Annotated in this window: 11 protein-coding genes and 1 pseudogene; 4 read left to right on the forward strand and 8 right to left on the reverse strand. The window is 70.9% G+C overall.

Annotated elements, in window-relative coordinates; translation table 11 throughout:
* Nucleotides 1-13: 13 nt before the first annotated feature.
* The 7 genes from IEY89_RS19750 to IEY89_RS19780 form a co-directional block, all read right to left on the reverse strand.
* A complete protein-coding gene (locus IEY89_RS19750; RefSeq protein ID WP_189148769.1) occupies nt 14-1,318 on the reverse strand; it encodes a M20/M25/M40 family metallo-hydrolase in 1,305 nt (434 codons plus the stop codon).
* Nucleotides 1,311-2,144 carry a M55 family metallopeptidase gene (locus IEY89_RS19755; protein ID WP_189148770.1) on the reverse strand — a complete coding sequence of 278 codons (834 nt, stop codon included), beginning with the start codon at nt 2,142-2,144 and terminating at the stop codon, nt 1,311-1,313. Before IEY89_RS19755 ends, IEY89_RS19750 begins: the two co-directional genes overlap by 8 nt.
* A gap of 221 nt (nt 2,145-2,365) precedes the next feature.
* Nucleotides 2,366-3,286, reverse strand: a complete 921-nt coding sequence (locus IEY89_RS19760) for a hypothetical protein (protein WP_189148771.1) — start codon at nt 3,284-3,286, stop codon at nt 2,366-2,368.
* Nucleotides 3,287-3,524: 238 nt separating this feature from the next.
* A complete protein-coding gene (locus IEY89_RS19765; protein ID WP_189148772.1) occupies nt 3,525-4,250 on the reverse strand; it encodes a class I SAM-dependent methyltransferase in 726 nt (241 codons plus the stop codon).
* Between the two features lie 202 nt (nt 4,251-4,452).
* Nucleotides 4,453-6,915, reverse strand: coding sequence for an ATP-binding SpoIIE family protein phosphatase (locus IEY89_RS19770; RefSeq protein ID WP_189148773.1), 2,463 nt, complete (start codon nt 6,913-6,915; stop codon nt 4,453-4,455).
* A 142-nt stretch (nt 6,916-7,057) separates the two neighbouring features.
* A complete protein-coding gene (locus tag IEY89_RS19775) occupies nt 7,058-9,442 on the reverse strand; it encodes an MFS transporter (protein ID WP_189148774.1) in 2,385 nt (794 codons plus the stop codon).
* Between the two features lie 175 nt (nt 9,443-9,617).
* A complete protein-coding gene (locus tag IEY89_RS19780) occupies nt 9,618-10,061 on the reverse strand; it encodes an SRPBCC family protein (RefSeq protein ID WP_189148775.1) in 444 nt (147 codons plus the stop codon).
* A 171-nt stretch (nt 10,062-10,232) separates the two neighbouring features.
* On the opposite strand from IEY89_RS19780, the gene IEY89_RS19785 reads away from it, so the two are divergent.
* Nucleotides 10,233-11,279 carry an Rv2578c family radical SAM protein gene (locus IEY89_RS19785; protein WP_189148776.1) on the forward strand — a complete coding sequence of 349 codons (1,047 nt, stop codon included), beginning with the start codon at nt 10,233-10,235 and terminating at the stop codon, nt 11,277-11,279.
* Nucleotides 11,280-11,344: 65 nt separating this feature from the next.
* Nucleotides 11,345-11,743 (forward strand): annotated as a pseudogene (locus IEY89_RS19790) (RidA family protein).
* A 131-nt stretch (nt 11,744-11,874) separates the two neighbouring features.
* On the opposite strand, the gene IEY89_RS19795 reads toward IEY89_RS19790, so the two are convergent.
* Entirely contained in the window at nt 11,875-12,456 is a 582-nt protein-coding gene (locus tag IEY89_RS19795; protein ID WP_189148777.1) for an adenylosuccinate lyase, read from the reverse strand.
* Nucleotides 12,457-12,853: 397 nt separating this feature from the next.
* Here IEY89_RS19795 and IEY89_RS19800 point away from each other — a divergent pair, with 397 nt between their 5' ends.
* Entirely contained in the window at nt 12,854-14,659 is a 1,806-nt protein-coding gene (locus IEY89_RS19800) for a 3-hydroxyacyl-CoA dehydrogenase family protein (protein ID WP_189148778.1), read from the forward strand.
* Nucleotides 14,660-14,831: 172 nt separating this feature from the next.
* Complete coding sequence (locus tag IEY89_RS19805) at nt 14,832-15,644, forward strand: TetR/AcrR family transcriptional regulator (RefSeq protein ID WP_189148835.1); 813 nt, start codon at nt 14,832-14,834, stop codon at nt 15,642-15,644.
* Nucleotides 15,645-15,852 lie beyond the last annotated feature (208 nt).

The raw sequence follows: 15,852 nt of genomic DNA on the forward strand, positions 1-15,852 counted from the left end.
GTCTTCCCCACTTCTAGGCCATGCGCAGGAACCGGTCGAGTACCCGGACGCCGAAGTGCAGCGCCTCGACCGGGACACGCTCGTCGACACCGTGGAAGAGTGCCTGGTAGTCGAAGCCCTCGGGCAGCTTCAGCGGCGCGAATCCGTACCCGGTGATGCCGAGCCGCGAGAACTGCTTGGCGTCGGTTCCCCCGGACATGCAGTAGGGCACCACGAACCCCTCGGGCGCGAACTCCTCCACGGCGGCGCGCATTCGGGCGTACGTGGGTGAGTCCACGGGGGCCTGCAGGGCCACCGAGCGATGGTGGAACTCCCAGGTGACGTCGGGGCCGGTGAGTTCGTCGAGAGTCGCACGGAACTCGTCCTCCCAGCCGTACAGGAAGCGCCCGTCGACGTACGCGACGGCTTCGCCGGGGATCACGTTGACCTTGTAACCGGCGTTCAGCATGGTGGGGTTGGCGCTGTTGCGGATGGTCGCCTCGACAAGCCGGGCGGCGGGTCCGAGCTTGGTGAGGAGCCCGTCGACGTCGTCCAGGTCGGGTGCGATCCCGTGGAGGGCGGCGAGTTCGGTGAGGGCGGCTCGCACGGTCGGGGTCAGGCGCAGCGGCCACTCGTGGGCGCCGATACGGGCGACGGCGGCGGCGAGACGGGTCACGGCGTTGCTGTGGTTGACCTTCGAGCCGTGTCCGGCGCGTCCCCTGGCGGTCAACTTGAGCCAGCCGGTGCCTCGTTCACCGGCGGCGATGGGATACAGGTGTCGTCCGCCACCGTCGTGGAAGGTGAACGCCCCGGACTCGCCGACCCCTTCGGTGCACCCCTCGAACAGCCCCGGGTGTTCGGCGGCCAGGAACCCGGCGCCGTCCTCGGCGCTGTCCTCCTCGTCGGCGGTGAACGCGATCACGATGTCGCGCCGGGGCCGGACGCCCTCGCGGGCCCAGTCGCGGACGACGGCGAGGATCATCGCGTCCATGTTCTTCATGTCGACGGCGCCCCGCCCCCAGACGACGCCGTCACGGATCTCCCCGGAGAACGGGTGCACGCTCCAGTCGTCGGCGCGGGCGGGCACGACGTCGAGGTGACCGTGCAGGAGCAGCGCGTCGGCGGAGGGGTCGGTGCCCTCGATCCGGGCGACGACGTTGGTGCGGCCCTTGGTCCGCTCAAGGAGCTCGGGCTCCAGGCCCGCCTCGGCGAGCAGGGCGGCGGCGTACTCGGCGGCGGGCCGCTCCTGGCAGTCGCCGCCGCCGTGGTTGGCCGTGTCGATCCGGATGAGGTCGGAGGTGAACGACACGACCTCGTCGAGCGCCTGCTGCTCAGCCATACTGCTCCTCCACCGCGGCCGAGACGATCGTCGTGACCGCCTTGAAGGTACGAATGCCCTCGTACATTGTGCCGCTGGTGTACGCCACCTTCCGTTCCCCGGTCCGCGCGACCCCGGGCACGACGGTGGCGGCCATGGCGAGATGCTCGGCGTCGAACTCGAGCGCGACGGTGAACGGCCCGCCCACGACGGGCTCGTGCCGCACGGCCAGAGCGGCGGCCTCCTTCGCGGCGGCCCGGATGTCGGCGGCGGTCCTGGCGGGCGTCCGGCACACGGCGGCGTACCGCGACACATGGTCCTTGACTGCGACCTTCAGCGCCTCGGGCGCGTATCCGAGCGCGTCCTCGCAGGCGAGGTCGTCGCCGGTGACGAGCACGACGGGAACCCCGTACTCGGCGACCACATGGGAGTTGAGGAGCCCTTCGCTGGCCCGTACGTCGTTCACCCACACACCGGTGATGGAGTTGGCGAGGTAGGTGTGGGCGAGGACGCCCTCCATGCCCGCGCCCGCGTGGTAGCCGACGAAGGCGATGCCGTCGACGTCGCCGTGCTGCACACCCTCCACCATGGACAGTGACTTGTGACGCCCGGTGAGCATCTCCACCCGCTCGTCCAGCCGTTCGAGGAACAGGTTACGCATGGTCCAGTGGGCCTCGTTGACCAGCACCTCGTCGGCCCCGCCGTCGAAGAATCCGAGCACGGCGGCGTTGACGTCCGAGGTGAACAGGGAACGGCACCGCTCCCACTGCGGGGTGCCCGGCAGCACGTCGGCCGGCCAGGTGACGCCGGTGGCGCCCTCCATGTCGGCGCTGATGAGGATCTTCATGGTGAGGCAGTCCCGTCGCAGGTCAGCGGCTCGCTGTCCGAACGTTACGCGCCGGGCTCGGTCCCGGCCAGGAAACATCGCTTCGACCTCGCGGGTGGACCCACGGTTCTCCGCACCGAACCGCTCAACGGCCGGTACACGGCGACAGCCCCGCCTCCCTGCGGAGACGGGGCTGTCGGGGCTGTTGAACTACGGGACGGCTGCGGTCCCTGGGCGCCCGGTCAGGAGCGGCGGGCGCGGCGAGCCATGAAGAGCGCGCCGGCACCGATGGCGACCACCACGGCCGCCGCACCGGCGATCGTGCCGACCGGCGCGCCGGCGCCGGTCTCCGCCAGCGGCGGGGTGCTCTCGCTGGGCGTGGGCTCCGGGCCGGTGGGCGGCGTCGACTCCGCCGGAGGCACGTCCGGGGTGGTGGGCGGCGTGGTGGAGGTGTCGGGGGTGGTCGGCGGGGTCGACTCCTCGGCGGGCGGCTCGCTGCCCTCGGGCGTCGTCGGGGTCGCGGGCGTGGTCGGGGTGTCCGGGGTGCTCGGCGCCGGCTCCGACGGCGTGGGGGCGGGCGGCACGGAGGCGCCGTCGTCGCACGCCTTGTCGCCGCCGTTCCAGGCCGCTATGAGGTGGTAGGGCGTGACCACGCCGTCGGGCTGGTAGGGAAGGGGACCGTGGCCCTCCCCCTCCTGGCCGTCGTACGCGATGTCGTCGCCGTACAGGTCGATCTGCCCGTAGCAGTCCGGCGTCTTCACGCTCAGCTTCTGGTAGGCACGCTCCGCGCCACCGGCATCGGCGACGTCCGCGGAGGTGAGGTAGACCGTGTCCTTGTCGACGAAGGTCTGGCGGCCTGAGGTGTTCCAGTTCGGGCCCTCGGTCGTGTACTCGGCCAGGGACACGGGGTACTTGCAGCCCTCCCCGACGCTCTGGCCCGGGGCCAGCCGCACCTCGACGGCGCCGGGAGCGCTGTCCCAGGCGTGGAACCCGCCCTGCGAGGTCCAGTCACCGCCGTCGATGCGGTACTGGACAGTGGCGGACTGACACGTGCCGCCCGTGGTCGCGCTCGCCGTGCCCGCCCCGAGTACGGGAACGACAGCGGCGGCGAAAGCGGTTGCGGCGAGGACAGTCAGAGTTCTGGACTGGTGCGAACGCGACAAAATGAGCCTCTGTGGTTCGAAATGTGTGGGAGGTGTGTCGGGTGCCAGCGACCGGCGCGGGCGGACACACGGAGGTGTGCGCGACCAGGTCACTCGCGTCACTTCACTCGCTTCAGACCCAGTGAAGTGATCCGCATTCTCGCCACGACAGGCGACTCCCGTCAATCCTCCACGAGTTCTCCACATTCCGACTTGGTCACGGCGGCCTCCGGCGTCACGCCCCAGGCCGCCCTGATCCTCAGCGTTGCTGGGCCACCACGACCCACTTCGAGGGCAGCACGATGCGGGTTCCGTCCGCCGTGTACTCGGTGGTGGTGAGCGGGAGCTCGCCGCTCCCGAGGACCTGCAGGCCCGCCGCGCTCAGGTAGACGGGCAGCGCCGAGTCCGCCACCTCGCCGGGCGCGATGCCGTGCTCGAGGACCGGACGCAGCTTCGGCGGCGGGCCCTCGGTGCTCTGGGCGAGGCCCATCAGGATGGGGCGCGCGTCCTGCGACAGCTCGACCAGAAAGGCCCGGCCGCGCTGTCCTATGAGGGTCGCGATGCCGTCGACGAGGGTCTGCCGGTCGTCGGCGTCGCACTGGTGGAGGACCCCGCGCATGTACACGTTGGCGTCGCCGAGCTTTGCGTGCAGTTCCTCGACCTCGCTCTTCTCGGCACAGTCGAGCAGTTCGTACTCGGCTGCGCCCTCCGGGTCGGCCTCGCGGGCGCGCTCGAGTGCCGCGGGCGAGAGATCGGCGCCGACGACCCGGGTGAACCGGTCCGTGAGGAACCGGGTCTGGGTGCCGTTGCCACAGCCGAGGTCCAGCAGGGGCAGCTCGAAGTCCGCGAGGTGCGGTTCGTAGACGGCGAGGTGGAGCCCGACGGTCAACATCGGCTCCGAGTCCCAGAAGACGGCACCCTGTCCATGGGGGGCCTCGCGCCAGAAGCCCTCCCAGGCCTCCCTGTACCGACTCGTCACGCTCATGCCCAACTCCCCAGGGTGCGACGGCTGCCCGTCCGAGGGGACGGGCCAGTTCGGTCTACCGTGCCCCGGTTACGCCCACAAGCGCGCCGTGCATACCTTCACGGCTCGTTCGAGAGGTGTACGCCGGTGTGCGCCTCGCACGCCTCCCCGGCCCGCGGCACCATCAATCCAAGCACAGGGCACCGACACCGCCGACGGGGTGTCAGCGTCGCCGCGGCAACGTGAGTTCGAACCACACGGTCTTGCCCGCACCCGTACGGCTCGCCCCCCACTCCCGGGCCAGCGTGCTCACCACGCGCAGCCCCCGGCCGAACTCTGCCATGGGCTCGGTGCTGAGCAGCGTGGGCAGGGTGTGATCGTCGTCGTCCACCTCGCACAGCAGCGTCTCGCCGCGCACGAGCCGCAGTTCGACAGGACGCCCGTGGGAGTGCCGTACGGCGTTGGTGACGAGTTCGCCGACCAGCAGCTCGGCGCTGTCCACCAGCCGCGCCAGGCCCCAGTCGTGGAGCTGTTCACGGACCACGGCACGAGCCCGGCCGACCTCGGCCGGGTCGAGGGCGAGCCGCCATTCGGCGACATCGTCCGGTTCGATGCCGTTGAGCCGGGTCATCAGCAGCGCGACGTCGTCCTTGCGGCCTCCGCGTACGTTCAGGGCTCGGATGATCGTGTCGCAGGCGTCGTCCATGGAGGCGGCCGGGTGGGCGGCGGACTCGCAGAGCGTCGCCAGGCCCACGCCGATGTCCTCCCCGCGCACCTCGACCAGGCCGTCGGTGCACATCACGAGCCGGTCGCCGGGCTCCACGCGCACGCGTACCGCCTCGAAGGGCACTCCGCCGACGCCGATGGGCGCACCGGTGGGCAGGTCGAGCAGCTCGCTCCGGCCGTCCACCGCGCGGACCAGCACGGGCGGGATATGGCCCGCGTTGGCGAGGTGCAGCTCGCTCGCGATCGGGTCGTAGACGGCGTAGAGGCAGGTCGCGAGATAGGTGTCGCCGAGGCGCTGGGCGAGGTCGTCGAGGTTGCGCAGGAGCTGGGCGGGCGGCAGGTCCAGCGCGGCCATGGTCTGGACGGCCGTACGCAACTGGCCCATCATCGCGGCCGAGTTGAGGCCGTGTCCCATGACGTCGCCGACGACGAGGGCGGTGCGGGCGCCCGGCAGTTTCACGGAGTCGAACCAGTCGCCGCCCACCCGGCCCAGCAGTGTGCCGGGCAGATAGCGGGTGGCGATGTCACAGCCGGCCATGCGCGGCGGGATCTGCGGCAGCATGCTGTCCTGGAGGGTCTCGGCGACGCTCTCCTGGTAGGTGTACATGCGCGCGTTGTCAAGCACAAGGCCCGCACGGGCGGCGAGTTCGGCGCCGGTGACGCGGTCCATGTCGTTGAACTCGACGCGCTCCGGGTGGCGCAGCAGGATCATGAAGCCGAGGACGACGTTGCGTGCCTTCAGCGGGACGACCAGCATGGAGCGGCCCGTGATCAGCGGCCGGATGTCACGCTTCTCGAACTGCGAGGCGATTCGGTGCCCCATCTGTTCGCTGATGCGCGGCACGAGGACGGGCTGACCGCTGGTCATGCACTGGAAGAACGGGGTGTGCGCCGGGAACGGCATGGCCTCGCCGACCGGTACGACGTCGTCCCAGCGGCCCGGTTCGTCGGTGTGCTCAAGGGCGACACGGTGCCACATCGTCGTCGTGTCGGGCACCCCGTCGGGGAACCCCTCGCCCGCGACGACCTGTTCGCGCAGATAGGTGCCCGCCACGTCCGTGAAGCGGGGTACGACGGCCCTGCTGACCTCGATGATGGTGCGGGAAAGGTCGAGCGAGGTGCCGATGCGCCCGCTGACGTCGTTGAGGAACTCCAACCGCTCGCGCACTGCCGCGTGTTCGAGGTCCTCGACGTCGTCCCGCAGGTCCTCGGGCAGGGGTTCGCCCGCTTGCACCGCGCGGGCCGCCCGCTCCCGGCGGGCCTTGCGCTCGGCGCGCCGGGGCACACCCCAGTCGGGGGTGACCGGGACCAGGTCGTTCTGGCTGAACTCCAGGACGGGATAGCCCAGTTCGAGGATCTGGGCGACGATGCGGGCGCTCTCCCCCACGCTCATGCTGGGCAGGATCTCGGGGAGCCTGCGGGCGAGTTCGTCGGCGCCCGGGAAGTCCGTGTGCAGGGCGAATCCGGGGGCGATGCGCTCGACGACGACCTCGTCGCCCTCCTGGCGCAGCACGTCGGTGTCGGCGGCCAGCACGAGGAGACGCTCGTGGCCCGGGCCCACCAGGGGGTAGGCCCACCACAGCACATCGACGCGGTCGCCGTCGCTGCCGGGCACCGCGAGACGGGCGCGGCCCGCGGCCCGGTAGGCGAGCCGGCCGTCGAGGGAGGACTCCAGGTCGGGCCCGAGGCCGTCGTCGACCCCGTACGGGGTGGTGTCCTCGTCGTCGGCGTCGGGGAGTGCCCCGGAGACGGGCAGCAGATCGACGGCGGGCTGGCCGAGGGCCTCCTCCTTGGACGCGCCGAACAGGCGCCGCGCGCCCCGGCTCCAGTGCGAGACCAGGCCTTCGCGGTCGACCACGACCACGGCCAGCGGGATACGGCCCGCCGCGGCGTACTCCGCCGGAGCGCTCTCCTCAGCTCCGCGGCTGGGAGGCGCGCCCGTCTCGGTGCCACGATCCATGGCGCAGGCCCCTTCTTCCCACGGCTCCGCAAGATCTGTGCCGTCCTGACCACCGTACGGCGACGGTCGGTCGCGATGTGTGGCAATCCGGTAATTGGTCTCGGCCGTTCCGCTCCGGCGCACGGACGCGCGCCCCGCTCGCTCAGTCCTCGTACCCGAGCCGGACGTCCCGTTCCGTACGGCCGCCGCCGGCCACCTGGAGAACGGTGGCGACCGGCGGGTAACCGGAGGCGATGACCGTGTACTCGCCGGAGGCCAGGTCGACGAACCGGAACATGCCGTCGGCCGAGGTGGTGAGCGTGTCCACGACGTTGCCGGCCGGGTCGAGCAGGGTCACGCGCGCGTCCTCCAGGGGCCGTCCACCACCGGCCCGCACGGTGCCCTCCAGGAGGGCACCGCCCGCGAGTTCGACGTCCTGGCGGGTCTCCCGGGAGGCCCGCACGGTGACGGGGAGGGCGGCCGGACGGAACGCGGGCGCAGTGGCGGCGAGAGTGTACTCGCCGGCCACCAGCTCGGTGACGACGTACCGGCCTTCGTATCCGCTGCGGGTGGTGGCGACGACCTCGCCGTGCACATCGGTGAGCGTGACGGTGGCGTCCGGGACCGCGGTGCCGTCCGCGGTCAGCACCCGGCCCGCCAGGCGCCCCGCGCCGCCGAGGACGAGGTCCAGTTCGACGGGCCGTTCGCCGACGGTCACGGTGACCGCCTGCGGCTGGTGGCCGCCCGCCGCGGCGATCAGGACGTACGCGCCCGAGCCGGGCGTCGACAGCGTGTACCGCCCGTCCTCGGCGCTCGCGCCGCGCCCGATCTGCGTGCCCGTGACATCGATGAGGGTGAGCGCCGCGCGCGGTACGACGGTCCCGTCCGGGTGCTGGACGGTGCCGCACACCGGGATTCCGGCGGCGTACGACGCGCGGTCCCGCGGGATCGCCAGAGGCTCCGGGGATCCCGCGGAGTCGGGAGCGGCGGGGGCGGCGTGCTGGGACACCAGCGGTTTCTCCTTGAGGAAGCAGGCGATGAGCAGGCCGAGGACCAGCACCGGCACCAGGTACAGGAAGATGCGCGGCATGGCGTCGGCGTACGCCCTGATGTAGCTGTCGCGCAGCGCCGGGGGAAGCGCGTGGACGAGCTGCGGGGTGAGCGAGTCGGGCTCGGGCAGCCGGGCACCCGCGCGCGTGGGGAGGCTGTTCTCGAGGGACTCGGCGAGCCGGTTGGCGAAGAGGGTGCCGAAGATGGCGGCACCGACGCTGCCGCCGATCTGCCGGAAGTAGTTGTTTGCGCTGGTCGCGGTGCCCAGGTCGGCGGGGCGCACGGAGTTCTGCACGGCGAGGACCAGCACCGGCATCACCATGCCGATGCCTGCGCCGAGGACGGCCATCCAGAGGCTGTAGTGCAGCCGGGGCGTGTCCACTTCGAGGCGGGACAGCAGCCACATGCCGAGCACGGACAGGGCGCTGCCCAGGACCGGCCAGACCTTGTAGCGGCCGGTGCGGCTGATGAGCTGCCCGGAGACGATCGACGCGCCGACGATGCCGGCCATCATGGGCACCATCAGCAGACCGGACTCGGTGGCGGTGGCGCCGCCGACCATCTGGAGGAAGGTCGGCAGATAGCTGGCGGCCCCGAACAGCGCCACCCCGATCACCAGGCCCACCAGACCGGTGACGTTGAAGACGGAGTCCCTGAACAGCCGCAGGGGGATGAGGGGTTCGGGTGCGAAGCGCTCGGCGACGACGAAGAGCACGGCGGCCACGGCCGCTCCGGCACCGAGTCCGAGGATCTCGCGCGAGCCCCACGCGTACTCGGTGCCGCCCCAACTGGTCAGCAGCACCAGGCAGGTCGAGGCCACGGCGAGCAGCAGCGCCCCGAGGAGGTCGAGCCGGGCCTTGGCCGTGGGTTTCGGCAGCTTCAGCACGACGGTGACGACGGCCAGCGTCAGCAGACCGAACGGCACGTTGAACCAGAAGCACCACCGCCAGGAGAGGTGGTCGGTGAAGTAGCCGCCCAGGAGGGGCCCGGCGACCGAGGCGAGGCCGAACGCGGCGCCGATCAGGCCCATGAAGCGTCCGCGCTCGCGCGACGGCACGATGTCCGCGATGATCGCCTGGACGCCGATCATCAACCCGCCCGCGCCGACGCCCTGGAGGGCGCGGAAGGCGATGAGCTGGTCCATGGTCTGCGACCGGCCGGCCAGCGCCGAGCCGACGACGAAGACGACGATCGCGAACTGGAAGACGCGCTTACGGCCGAGCAGATCGCCGAGTTTGCCGTAGATGGGCAGTCCGACGGTGGCGGTGAGCAGGTACGCGGTGATCGCCCAGGACATCCTGTCCAGGCCGTGCAGCTCCCCGACGATCTTCGGGAGCGCGGTGGCGACGATCATCTGTTCCAGAGCGGCGAGCAGCAGCGCGAGCATGAGCCCGAAGAACACCAACCGGACCTGGCGCGGGCCGAGTTGCGGAGGACCGGGCGGGGGTGGAGCGAGTGCGGTCGCCGGTTCGTCCTGCACCAGAGTGATCCCGCCCACGTACCGCTCCCCTCGTCGCACCTACCGACAATTCCCGCTTTGGGCGACAACTGCGAGCAAGCGCGACGAGTTACGGCGTACCGGTACATGGGGCGGAGATCCACTCGAACCGGTGAGGTGCGCAGGGGCGGGAGCCAACGCCCCTCAAAGGGTTGCCCCTTGAACTGCTTCTGAACTACTTCTCCACCTCGGCCGCGAGCTTGTCGAGAAGGCCGTCGTAGATGCGGGCGAGACCCTTGGGGGCGAAGGTCCGCTCGAAGAAGCCGCCGATGCCGCCGGCGCCGTCCCAGACGCTGGTGACGACGACCCGCGACCTGCCCTCGCCGGCCGGGGTGACGCGCCAGGTGGTGACCATCGAGGAGTTGCGGTCCTTCTCGACGAGTTCCCCGTCGGTGGGTTCGCTGACCTCCAGCAGACAGTCCCGGACGCGCTTGCTGGTGGCCTGGAGCTTCCAGTGGACGAGCGTGCCCTCGCCGTCTCCGCCCTCGCGCACCTCGTACTCGCTGAACTGCTCCGGCATCACCTTCGCGCGGGTGCCGCTGTATTCGGCGAGGGCGTCGAACACCGTCTCCGCGTCCGCCGCGACGATGCGTTCCGTGGTGGCCTCGACCTGCGCCATTGCGTTCCTCCAGCAGCTGGTTCTTCGGGGGGTCGCGCTCAGCCAACCACCCCGCCACCCGGCCGCCCAAATCGGGGTCCCCGCGAGGAGCTTCACAAGACTCGAACATACGATCGCACGATCAAGAGAACATGTGTTCTATTCTGGGGTCAGTGCTACCGAGGAGGTGTCATGCGCTGGGAGAACCTCACAGTGGAGTCCGGCCCCGCCGACGCCGCGTTGTTCGGCGCGGACGCGGTGACCACCCGTACCTTCGACTCCCCCGAGTTCCGCGGGATCACCTTCCACGAGATCCGGGCCCGTTCGATCATCAACCGGGTCCCCGGGGCCTCACGCATGCCGTTCGAATGGACGGTGAATCCCTACCGCGGCTGCACGCACGCGTGCGTGTACTGCTTCGCACGCAGGACGCACAGCTATCTGGACCTCGACACCGGTCTCGGCTTCGACTCCCAGATCGTCGTCAAGGTGAACGCCCCGGAGCTGCTGCGCCGCCAGCTCGGCTCCCGCAGCTGGCTCGGCGAGCACATCGCGATGGGCACCAACGTCGACTGCTACCAGCGCGCCGAGGGCCGCTACCGGCTGATGCCGGGCATCCTCACCGCCCTGCGCGACCACGCGAACCCCTTCTCCATCCTGACCAAGGGCACGCTGATCCTGCGCGACCTCGACCTCCTGGTGCAGGCCTCCCGGGTCACGGATGTCGGCATCTCCGTCTCGGTCGGCTTCACCGACCCCGACCTGTGGCGCACGGTCGAGCCGGGCACCCCCGCTCCGGAACGGCGCCTGGACGTCGTACGCACACTGGGCGAGCACGGCATCGGCTGCGGGGTACTGATGGCCCCGGTGCTCCCCTTCCTCAGTGACGACCCGGCTCAACTGCGGGCCACCGTGCGGGCGATCGCCTCCTCCGGGGCGACCTCCGTGACCCCGCTGGTGCTGCATCTGCGTCCCGGTGCCCGCGAGTGGTACATGGCCTGGCTCGGGCATCACCATCCGCATCTGGTGCGCCGGTACGAGCGGTTGTACGCGGAGGGCGCCTACGCCCCCAAGTGGTACCAGCGCCGGATCACCCGCCAGGTCCACGACCTGGCCCAGGAGTACGGGATGGGCCCCACGCGCGCGGGGATGCCACGCAGGATTCCGGCACCCGCCGAGACCGACCCCGCCACGCCCGGGACCGAGGCCCCCGAGCCGGTCCAGCTGACCCTTCTCTGAAGGCCCCCGAACACGTCCGGCGGCCCGTCCGGCGGTGTGTCAGACCCATGGTCCACCATGGACCCATGAGCGAGCTGACCAGAATTCCCGCCCCCGACGGCGTCGCCCCCGCCGCCGCGTACACCCATGTCGTCATGGGCAGTGGCCGTTTCGTCGCCATCTCCGGCCAGCTCGCCCTGGACGAGGCCGGCGAAGTGGTGGGCAGGAGTGATCCGGCGGCGCAGGCCCGCCAGGTCTTCGAGAATCTGCACCGCTGTCTGGCCGCCGCCGGTGCCACCTTCGACGAGGTCGTCAAGCTCACCTAATTCGTCACGGACATGGCTCACCTGCCGGCCGTGCGCGCGGCTCGCGCGGAACACATACCCGACGACCGGTTGCCGGCGGCGTCGGCGGTCCAGGTGGTCTCGCTGGTGCGCCCGGAGTTCCTGATCGAGATCGAGGCGTTCGCCGTGCTGCCCGCATAGTCCGGAGATCGCCGTACGTCCGCACGCGAGGCGATACGCCGGTGCCGATGCCAGGCACCGGCGCATGCTCCGGGCGGCCTCCGGGGGAACGATGTGCGGTACGTACGGGAACTGCTCGGCTGACCGACCGTTCACCTCTGCCTGGGGATGCGCGCCAGCGCGTGCACCGCCGCCTCGGCGAGGGCCGGGTGCGCCAGTGCCTCGTTCAGGACCGGTGCCGCCCGCCGGTCCCCGAGCGTGCCGAGCGCCTCCACACAGGCGAGCGCCACCCGCCGGTGGGGGTCATGCGGTTTCAGGCGGCGGGCCAGCGTGGTGATCAGCGCGGGCACGGACTCGGGGGCGCGCAGCTGGGCCAGCAGCCGGACCGGGTGCAGGGCGTAGGCGACGCGCAGTTCGTTGGTCGCGAGGGCGGCTGCCGCGCGAGCGGTGCGCGGATCGCCGAGGCGGGACAGGGCGTACGCGGCGGAGGCGCAGCGCTGCGGGTCACGGTGGTTGAGGAGAAGGACAAGGGCTTCGAAGGCTCGCCGGTCCCCCGCGAGTCCCAGCCGGAAGGCGGCCAACTCCCTGGCCCACAGGGGCTGTCCGGGGGCGGTGAGGACATCGGCCAGCTCGTCGGGGTCTCCGGTCACCACCATGTGCTCGTACGCCTCCGAGGTTTCCCCTCCGGCCTCGGCCCGTAAGCGCTCCGTGAGTGATCGCAACTCTTCGTCCATGGTGCCGAGGTTAGGTGCGGGAGCGAGGCCGCGTGGGCAGGATCCCGGGACGCACATCACAAGACCGGGGGCTGGCGCGCTCGTTACCCACCGGTTAAGCTCAGACGAGCGAGTTACCCACTCGCTTGCAATGCTTGCTGACGACGGCCTGGTGACGCAGCCGTCGTGAGTGCGACACGGCTTGGGACAGGGCCGGTCGGACCTCACCGTTCTCCGGGCGTGTGCATGCCCGCGACCACGGAGCCGGGCGTGTGCGCTTCGCAGCCCGGCATCACCCGCACTCAGCATTCCTTTCCTCGCATCCGGTGCGCCGTTCACCGGGCTTCCTGTTCGCAGGGCTCCCTCCGGCGCACCCGGGCGCGCTCCCAGTCGTCACCCTCATTCCTGGAGTCCCGCGATGGCCACTCCCCTGTCCGACACCTCTCTGTCCCCGCTCTCGACCGTCGCCGTGGTCGGCCTCGGCACGATGGGCACCGGCATCGCCGAGGTCCTCACCCGCGCCGGCCGCGAGGTCGTCGGCATCGACATCAGCGAGGCCACGGCCGTGAAGGCCGTCACCGCGCTGGAGACCTCCACCGCCCGTGCCGTGGTGCGCGGCCGGCTCACCGAACAGGAGCGCGAGGACGTCCTCGCCCGCTTCCGCACCTCCACCGACCTGCGCGAGGCGGCCGACGCCGACCTGGTCATCGAGGTGGCGCCGGAGTCGTACGAGGTCAAGCACCAGATCTTCCGTGCCCTCGACGACATCGTGCGCCCGGAGACGATCCTCGCGACCGGTACCAACGCCCTCTCCGTCACCCGTCTCGCCGCCGACTCGGCGCGTCCCGAGCGCGTCCTGGGCCTGCACTTCTTCAACCCGGCCCCGGCGATGAAGCTGGTCGAGGTGGTCTCGTCGGTGCTGACCGCGCCGCAGGCCGTCGCCGCGGTCACCGATCTGGCGATCGAGCTCGGCAAGGAGCCCGTCGCGGTCGGCGACCGTCCCGGATTCGTCGCCGACGGGCTGCTGTTCGGCTACCTCAACCAGGCCGCCGCGATGTACGAGGCGAAGTACGCCTCCCGCGAGGACATCGACGCGGCGATGCGGCTCGGCTGCGGTCTGCCCATGGGCCCGCTCGCCCTGCTCGACCTGATCGGAATCGACACGGCCCGTACGGTCCTGGAGGCCATGTACGCCGAGTCCCACGACCGGCTGCACGCCCCGGCGCCCATCCTCAAGCAGCTCAGCGAGGCGGGCCTGACCGGCAGGAAGGCGGGCCGCGGCTTCTACTCCTACGACGCGCCCGGCGGCGCGACGGTCACGGCGGACGCGCTGACCCCGCTCGCCGACGCCCCGGAGACCGCCGGCCGCACCGTCCGGTCCGTCGGTGTCGCCGGCTCCGGCACGATGGCCTCCGGTATCGCGGAGGTCTTCGCGAAGGCCGGGTACACGGTGGTTCTCGCCGCCCGCAGCGAGGAGAAGGCCCAGACCGCCAAGGCCAGGATCGGCAAGTCGCTGGCCCGCTCCGTCGACAAGGGCCGTCTCACCGCCGAGGCCGCCGCGCAGACCCTCGACCGGATCACCGCGGCGGGCTCCTACGACGCCTTCGCGGACGTCGATCTGGCCGTCGAGGCCGTCGCCGAGGACCTGGAGGTCAAGCAGCAGCTGTTCGCCGCGCTGGACAAGGTCTGCAAGCCGGGCGCGGTGCTGGCCACCACCACCTCCTCGCTGCCCGTCGTCGCGTGCGCCCGTGCCACCTCGCGTCCCGAGGACGTGATCGGCATGCACTTCTTCAACCCGGCGCCGGCGATGAAGCTGGTCGAGGTCGTCCGTACGGTGCTGACGGCCGACGACGTCCACTCGACGGTCCGCGAGGTCTGCGTCAGGATCAAGAAGCATGCCGTCGACTGCGGCGACCGGGCCGGATTCATCGTCAACGCACTGCTTTTCCCGTATCTCAACAACGCGATCAAGATGGTGCAGGAGCACTATGCGTCTCTTGACGACATCGACGCGGCGATGAAGCTGGGCGGCGGCTACCCGATGGGCCCGTTCGAACTGCTGGACGTGGTCGGACTGGACGTCTCCCTGGCCATCGAGAAGGTCCTGCACCGCGAGTTCCGTGACCCGGGTCTGGCCCCCGCACCGCTCCTGGAGCACCTGGTGGCCGCGGGCTGCCTCGGCCGCAAGACGGGCCGCGGCTTCCGCGAATATGCCCGCCGCTGACAGGGCCGGCGACTGGTCCGGGCCCAGCTTCGGGCAGGCGTTCGGGCGCACCCCGGGACATGACGAGGACTGGGGCGGACTTCTCGACCCTGCCTCCCCACCCCCGCCCGCCCGGGGCGGGGGTGATCCCGGACGTGCGCGCCACCCTGCGCACATGCAGTACGTTCGGGTCATGTCCCAGCCCGCCAAGTCCTCCCGTACCCCAGCCACGCCCGACGCGCCGGAGAGTGCCACGGGCGGTCGTGCCGCCGCCCAGCGGCTCAAGATGCGCCGAGAACTGGCGGCGGCGGCCATGGAACTGTTCTCGACCAAGGGCTACGAAGGCACCACCGTCGACGAAATCGCGGCCCGGGCGGGTGTGGCCCGCCGCACCTTCTTCCGGCACTTCCGTTCCAAGGAAGAGGCCATCTTCCCGGACCACGACGACACGTTGACCCGGGCGGAGGCGGTGCTCAACGCGGCGCCGGCGCACGAACATCCGCTCGACACCGTGTGCCGCGGCATCAAGGAAGTCATGAAGATGTACGCGGCCCGGCCGGAGATCTCGGTCGCCCGCTACAAGCTGACGCGCGAGGTCCCCACCCTGCGGGAGGCGGAGATCGCGTCGGTCGCCCGCTACGAACGCCTCTTCACCCGCTATCTCCTGGGCCACTTCGACGAGCACGCCCACGACGACGACGCGAACGACGATCCGCTGCTGGCCGAGGTCGCCGCGTCGGCCGTGGTCACCGCCCACAACCACGTCCTGCGGCGCTGGCTGCGGGCGGGCGGCCAGGGCGACGTGGAGACACAGCTCGACCACGCCTTCGGGATCGTGCGGAAGACCTTCGGTACGGGCATCGGGGCCGGTCGTGACACCGCTCCCCGGAGCGTGCCGGCCTCGGTTACCTCGCAGGGAGAGGTGCTGGTGGCGGTGGCCCGGACCGACGCACCGCTCGACGAGGTGATGCGGACCATCGAGCAGGCGCTGAAGGAACGGTCGTAGAGCGGAAGAGCTTTCCGGAAGAGGCGGGTCGCAGATGCTGCGGCCCGCCTCTTCTGTGCGCCACCGCGGATACTCATCAGTAGCTTTTGATCGATCATCGCTCATTTGTTACGTAAAGATTTCATCTGAGGCCATTTTCTGGCACTCAGTGCCTTGTCACATGACACGGGGTGTCATACCTTGAAGGTGTCCGGGCGGCCGGCGTGCA

Source organism: Streptomyces lacrimifluminis (assembly GCF_014646095.1).
GTDB lineage: Bacteria > Actinomycetota > Actinomycetes > Streptomycetales > Streptomycetaceae > Streptomyces > Streptomyces lacrimifluminis.

Coding starts and splice junctions, on each gene's coding strand:
- IEY89_RS19750 (WP_189148769.1), bottom strand. CDS start 1,318: ATGGCTGAGCAGCAGGCGCTCGACGAGGTCGTGTCGTTCACCTCCGAC.
- IEY89_RS19755 (WP_189148770.1), bottom strand. CDS start 2,144: ATGAAGATCCTCATCAGCGCCGACATGGAGGGCGCCACCGGCGTCACC.
- IEY89_RS19765 (WP_189148772.1), bottom strand. CDS start 4,250: ATGAGCGTGACGAGTCGGTACAGGGAGGCCTGGGAGGGCTTCTGGCGC.
- IEY89_RS19770 (WP_189148773.1), bottom strand. CDS start 6,915: ATGGATCGTGGCACCGAGACGGGCGCGCCTCCCAGCCGCGGAGCTGAG.
- IEY89_RS19780 (WP_189148775.1), bottom strand. CDS start 10,061: ATGGCGCAGGTCGAGGCCACCACGGAACGCATCGTCGCGGCGGACGCG.
- IEY89_RS19785 (WP_189148776.1), top strand. CDS start 10,233: ATGCGCTGGGAGAACCTCACAGTGGAGTCCGGCCCCGCCGACGCCGCG.
- IEY89_RS19795 (WP_189148777.1), bottom strand. CDS start 12,456: ATGGACGAAGAGTTGCGATCACTCACGGAGCGCTTACGGGCCGAGGCC.
- IEY89_RS19800 (WP_189148778.1), top strand. CDS start 12,854: ATGGCCACTCCCCTGTCCGACACCTCTCTGTCCCCGCTCTCGACCGTC.
- IEY89_RS19805 (WP_189148835.1), top strand. CDS start 14,832: ATGTCCCAGCCCGCCAAGTCCTCCCGTACCCCAGCCACGCCCGACGCG.